This is a genomic window from Pseudomonas sp. 8(2025) (genome assembly GCF_052665325.1).
The window spans coordinates 1-5,790 of the sequence record NZ_JBQOIE010000038.1; the positions used below are offsets into that span (position 1 = coordinate 1).

A 5,790-nucleotide genomic window follows, 5' to 3' on the forward strand; every position below is an offset into this window, starting at 1 on the left:
GGAGCTGGCTTGCCAGCGAAGGCGTTTCCGGAACCGGCGCAGGGTTTGCGGGCCCCTTCGCCGGCAAGCCGGCTCCTGCATGGAATAGCGGTGGGTGCCCCTGGTAGGAGCTGGCTTGCCAGCGAAGACGTTTCCGGAACCGGCGCAGGGCTGGCGGGCCCTTTCGCCGGCAAGCCGGCTCCTGCATGGAATAGCGGTGGGTGCCCGCTCGTGGGCGTGGGGTGAATCTCTGCAAGAGCGGGCGGGTCCGTTCAGACGAACCAGTCCTGGCGTTCGCTGAAGGTGTTGAGGATCAGTTCCACCAGTTGCTGTACCTGCTCTTCATGCTCCACCTGGGCATTGACCGCCAGCCAGGCGCGGCGTTGCATGCTTTCCTCGAACAGGCCCGGCAAGGCGGTGAGGCCGCGGTCGAAGCGGCTCATGTACTGCGGCAGCAGGCCAATGCAGGCGCTGCAGCGGATCATCTCCAGCATCAGCTCATAGGAATGCACCTGCACCACCCCGGCCAGGCGCTGTTCCACCAGGCTGTTCCAGGGCCGGAACGGCTCGATATGACGGTCGTGCTGCCACTGCACCAGCATGTAGTCCGCCAGGTCGTCCAGGCTGTCGGGGCGGGCCGCGACCCGGGAGTAGCGCTTGGCGATGTGCGGCAGGTAGTCGATGCGCGCCAGGGGCATGGGTTCGCGGGTGGCGAAGCTGGGGCCCGGCAGGGGTGAATCCTCGGCCGCCAGCCACAGCACCAGGTCGGCGCTCAGGGCCTGCAGGGACAGGTCGCTGTCAATGGAGATGATTTCCAGCCGGGCGCTGGCGTTGCGCCGCAGCAAGGCGATCAGGTCACGGCCAAGGATGTCGTGGAGGATGGTTTCCGCCACGGCCACGCGGATCAGGGGTTGCTCGATCACCGGCAGCCGCCGCTGGTGGGCCAGGGCAATCAGCTGGGCCTGCAGTTGCAGGCCTTCGCGGCTCAGGCTCAAGGCATTGCCCTGGTAGCAGAACAGCGAACGACGCAGGTGCTCCTCCAACTGCGCCAGTTGCTTGCGCAGCAGCGTGGCCTTGATGTTCAGGCTGCGGGCCGCCTGCATGAAGCAGCCGCAACGGGCGCTGACCAGAAAATACTGGGCCACCGCAGGTTCGATGCCGGCGGCCAGGGCCAGCCAGGCTTCCCGGGGTTCCTGGGGCGCGGTGTATGGCGCAAAGCCCTGGAGTGGAGCGGGTTCGAGAAATGACATTGATGACTCCCTGTCTTGTTGAGTGTTGCTTCCTTGGCGGGCGAACGGCGGGGCCGTGGGATCGCCTTCGCTGGCAAGCCAGCTCCTACAGTTGCCGGTGCTGCGTATTGCCTCGTAGGAGCCGGCTTGCCGGCGAAGGGGCCTGTGAGATCGCCTTCGCGGGCAAGCCAGCTCCTACAGCTTGTCCTCCAGGACCTGGTTCAACACCGCGCCATCGATGCTCAGGGTCGCAGTGTTGAGCATGCCTTCCAGGTAGGCCTTGGCGATCTGCTCCTGGCGCTGGGCACGCAGGGCCTGGGTCAGGCGATCACGCAGTTCGTCCAGGCTGGCAGTCCGTGCCGGCTGCTGTTCGGTGAGCTTGAGCACGTGGAAACCCGCCGCGCTCTGCACCACCTCGGACACCCCGCCCACCTTGAGCCGGGCCACCGCGCTGCGCACCTCCGGCAGCAGTTGCTGCAAGGGCTGCAGGCCGGAGTCGCCACCGCGCTGGGCGCTGTCCCGGTCCTGGGAGTACTGCGCCGCCAAGGCGGCAAACTCCCCCGGCGCGGCCTGGGCCTTGCGGCTCAGCTCCTGCGCCTGGCGGCGTACCTGCTCGGCCGCCTGGGGCTCGGCGACCCCGAGGAAGATCTGGCTGACCCGGTACAACGGCGGTGTCATCCACGCCGACTTGCCGCTGTCATAGGCCTGCTGCAACTCCGCCGGGCTGGGGTAGTCCGCCGGCACCAGGCTGACCGACTGCAGATAGTCGCGAAACACGATCTGTTCGGTGGCGGCGCGGGTCTGCTGCTCCACCTCCGGGCGCTGGCGCCAGCCCTGGGCATCGGCCTGCTCCAGCACGGCCTTTTCCGCCAGCCGTGAACGAATCCAGGCTTCCAGCGCCGGGCGATTGCCGCGCAATTGCCCCCGGGATTCCTCGGGCAGGCTGGCGAACAGGCTCTTGAGCTCCTCGGCCGCCACCTGCTGATTGCCCAGGCGCGCCACAGCGGGCGTAGACGCCAGTTGTTGTTGCAGCAGGGTCGGGGCCGGCTGCTGCGCTGCCACCGGGTCGTTGCCCGGGCGCAGGGCCAGGCCCAACGCCAGGCCGAGCAAGGTCAGTGCCCCGGCACCGACCACCAGGGTGGGCTTTTTCACAGGGTGGCCGCCTCTTCCCGGGGTTGGCTTTGCGCCGCCTGGGGCGCTTCGGCCTGCGCCTGCAACTGGGCCGCCTGCTGGCTGTATTCGCGCAAGTAGACGATGAACTCCTGCAGCAACCGATCCCACAGCTCCAGCTGGCTGCGCAGGTGGGTCTCGCCGACGCCGGCCACCACCACGTCCATCTCCATCACCAGGAATTCGCCCTGCAGCGACAGCCGGGCAAAGCGCCGTGAGGCGTTCCACAGTTCCGCCAGCCCGGCCGGCAATTCGCCCTGCACCCGCAGCGCGCAGCTGTAGGTGAAGTCCACGTAGTGCCCGGCTTCGCTGCCCGGGTTACCGAAGCGCACGGCGTAGCCGATGCCCTGGCTGGCGCTGAGCAGTTGCACGATGCCGTTCTGTTCGGTCTGGTTGACCCGGTAGCCGGCGCCTTGCAGCAGGTCGGTGAGGCTTTCGGTGGTGACGCTGTTAATCAAGGTCATGGTCATCTCTTCCCTGGTGATCAGTGGGTGCTCGCCGCCCGCGGGGCGTCGAACTGGGTCTGGTAAAGCTCGTCGCCAAAGCCCTGGGCCAGTTCCTCGAACTTGACCCGGGCGCTGCCGGCGAAGGGCTGGCGGATTTTCACCACCTCGGCCACGTCGATGTTTTCGTAGGCCGCCAGGATCTGCTTGGCGATGCCATACATCTGCTGATTCTTGACCGCACATTGCTGCACTTGTGTGTCACGCTCGCTCAATTGCGCCTGCAACCTGGCCCGTTCGGCTTCCTTGCCCCGGGCCAGCACCAGCAGGTCCTCATAGGCCTTCTTGAACTTGCCCAGTTGCTCGCTGCTGGCGGCCGCCTGGGCCTGGGCCTGGTTGTGCAGGTTCTGCTGCTGGCCGGCCAACTGCTCTGCCACACCGCGGGTCTTGGCCAGCTCGGCCGTCAGTTGCTTGACCTGGGCCTGGGCCTCCCTGGCCGCGTTCTCGGCGGCAACCCGCGCCGCCGCGGCCTGGGCCTGTTCGCTTTGCAGGGCCTGCAGCTGCTGGGTGGTGCTGCGCAACTGGGTGCGCAGACGCTCCTCCATGCCTTCGGCGCTGGCGCCGACACTGGCCAGCACGCCCCAGACCAGCAACAGGCTCGCCGCCCCTGCCCTCGCTCGGCTGTTCATAACCTTCCTCCTGACGCTTAGAAGCGCGTGTTGAGTTCAAGCTGCATCACGTCCACCTCGTAGCGCGGCCCGTAGACTTCCGAGGCGCTCATGTAGCGGGCCGTGGCATAGATGTTCTTGTCGATGCCGTAGTTGCCGCCCAGGAAATAGCCCTTGGCGTTGGTGCCCCCCAGGTGGAACGAGGAGTCGTTGAAGCCGTCGGGCAAGGCGTCGGGCTGGATGTACTTGTAGCCGGCCAGCAGGTTCCAGTCCCCGGCCCTCTTCATTTCCAGGGCGTTGCCCAGGGTGAACTGCACCATCAGCGCGTTGCCGCCGCTTTCGAACTGGCCCTGGCTGTTGATGTTGTTAACGATCTCGCCTTCGCTGCGCTTGAGCATCTCGCCCTTGTCGTAGGCCAGGTTGCGAATGAAGTTGGTCTGGCTGCGCAGGCGCAGGTCGTCCGGCAATTCGGTGTCCCAGGCCAGGTTCAGGTCGAGCACGTCGAACTTCGAGGCCAGGCCCACGAACTGCGGCTGCGGGGTCAGGCCCGGCGTGGCCGGGTTGGGGGTGATGTCGCGCAGCAGGAACACGCTGTTGCCCTTCTGCATGAAGGCGACCCGCGAGCCATCGGTGTCGCAGCCCGGGGCCCCGGCCCAGGGCGCGCAAGGGCTGGAGCGCTGGCCTTCGATGTCGTCGAAACGGTAGTAGGCCAGGGCGCCCTTGAGGCTGTTGCTGCGGTTGATCTTCCAGTTGGCGCCGACCTGCCCGCCGAACAGCCACTTGGTGTCGCTCTCGTTCTTGTCGAAACCGTTGCTGGTGGCGGTGTCGTTGGTGTACTCCACCGGGAAGGCGCCGAGGGTGCCGAACAGGCCCCAGTCGCTGCTCAGCTTGTGGTTGAAGATCGCCGCCACGCCGTCGAAATTGAGGTCGTTGGAGTACAGCATGTCGGTGGAATAGAACGGGTTGGCGATCCGCCCGCCGGTCAGGGTCAGGTCCTGGGTGGCCTTCCAGGTCAGGTAGCCCTGGTCGAGCCAGATGTCCTTCTTGCCGAAGCCGCCGCCCAGGGTCTGGGTGGTGGACACCGGATTGTTATCCGAGCCGGTGCCGATGCGGATGCCGGCGGTCCATTCCGGCGAGATCACCGCCTTCATCCCCAGGCGCGCGCGCAGGCGGAACAGGTTGTCGCGGTCCTCGCGGGTGTTGAGCAGCGGCGGCAGCTTGCTGTTGGTGTCCTTGTTGACGTCGTAGGGGCCACTGTCGTTGAGCTTGGCGTAGTCGACGATCTCGTTGCTGTTGTTGTCGGCGAAGAACCGCGACTCGTCGCGCAGGCGGATGTCGCCGTCGAAGCTGATGCGCGAGATCCAGTCCGGGAAGGTGTTGGGCTGGGCCCAGTTTTCCTGCTTGGCGGTGGCCATGACCTCGGCCTTGACCTGATCGCGGATCTGGTCGCGGACGATGGCCGGCACGTATTGCACCCGCACATCACCGGGCGCCGCAGCCGGGCCGGTTGCCGCCACGGCGGTGGCCGCGCGGGCCTGCTGGGCTTCTTTCTCGGCCTGGGCGATCAGCCCGTCGGCCTGCTCCTGCTTCAATACCCCCTGCTGCACCAACAGACGGATCAGGTTGATCGTGGCGTTCTCCGAGGGCGCGGCCGCGGCGGCCGTGGCCTGGCCGGCCAAGGTCAGGGCGACCATGCCGAGCGCCAGAGTCAATCGATTCACGGTGGAAATCATCTGCACACAACTCCTGTAGAAACTGCAAATAGGGGTTCGCTCATTCCGGTCGCCGGCCCTTAAGGGACAGGCGTACCGGCAAAGTCAGGGAGGCCGGCATGCGCTCTTTCAGGCGCGGCGTGGCCCGCAGCGCCGCCAGCACTTGCTGGTCGGTCTCGGGGTTGCCACTGGAGCCGGCCAGCTCGGCGCGGGTCACCTGCCCGTCGGCGCCCAGCCACAGGTCCACCTGCAAGGCATAGGCTTTCTTGCGCAACTCCGGGTCTTCGCGCAGCGCGCGCTGGAAGGTCGCCGCCAGGTACTGCTTGTAGGTCCCGGTGCCCAGCCCGCCGCCACCGGCGCCGGCCATGCCGCCGCCCTTGCCGGCACCGACGTTGAAGCCGTCGTTGCCGGACTGGGCGTCGCCATCGATCTGCATCGGGTTGGCCAGATCGTCCGCCGGCGATGGTGGTGCTTCCTCCTCCGGCTTGACCTCCTCGGGGGTGGGCGTGGGTTCGGGCTCCGGGATCTTTTCTTCCACCGGCTCCGGCTCCTTGGGTTTCTCCGGCGGCGGTGGGGGTGGAGGCGGCGG

6 protein-coding genes are annotated in these 5,790 nt (G+C 67.0%); all 6 read right to left on the reverse strand.

What is annotated here, in order from left to right; genetic code table 11:
- Positions 1-251: 251 nt before the first annotated feature.
- On the reverse strand, positions 252-1,229 hold the full coding sequence (locus ACUXVH_RS31565; RefSeq protein WP_011061119.1) for a LysR family transcriptional regulator: 978 nt from the start codon (positions 1,227-1,229) through the stop codon (positions 252-254).
- Between the two features lie 174 nt (positions 1,230-1,403).
- Positions 1,404-2,360 (reverse strand): peptidylprolyl isomerase, encoded by a 957-nt coding sequence (locus ACUXVH_RS31570; RefSeq protein ID WP_065363957.1) that lies wholly within the window; start codon positions 2,358-2,360, stop codon positions 1,404-1,406.
- A complete protein-coding gene (locus tag ACUXVH_RS31575) occupies positions 2,357-2,842 on the reverse strand; it encodes a YbjN domain-containing protein (protein WP_011061117.1) in 486 nt (161 codons plus the stop codon). Before ACUXVH_RS31575 ends, ACUXVH_RS31570 begins: the two co-directional genes overlap by 4 nt.
- A gap of 20 nt (positions 2,843-2,862) precedes the next feature.
- Complete coding sequence (locus ACUXVH_RS31580; RefSeq protein ID WP_065363956.1) at positions 2,863-3,510, reverse strand: DNA repair protein; 648 nt, start codon at positions 3,508-3,510, stop codon at positions 2,863-2,865.
- Between the two features lie 17 nt (positions 3,511-3,527).
- Positions 3,528-5,222 (reverse strand): putative porin, encoded by a 1,695-nt coding sequence (locus ACUXVH_RS31585; RefSeq protein ID WP_065363955.1) that lies wholly within the window; start codon positions 5,220-5,222, stop codon positions 3,528-3,530.
- A 40-nt stretch (positions 5,223-5,262) separates the two neighbouring features.
- Positions 5,263-5,790: energy transducer TonB family protein (locus ACUXVH_RS31590; RefSeq protein WP_445496848.1), on the reverse strand; the 528-nt coding region annotated here is incomplete at its 5' end.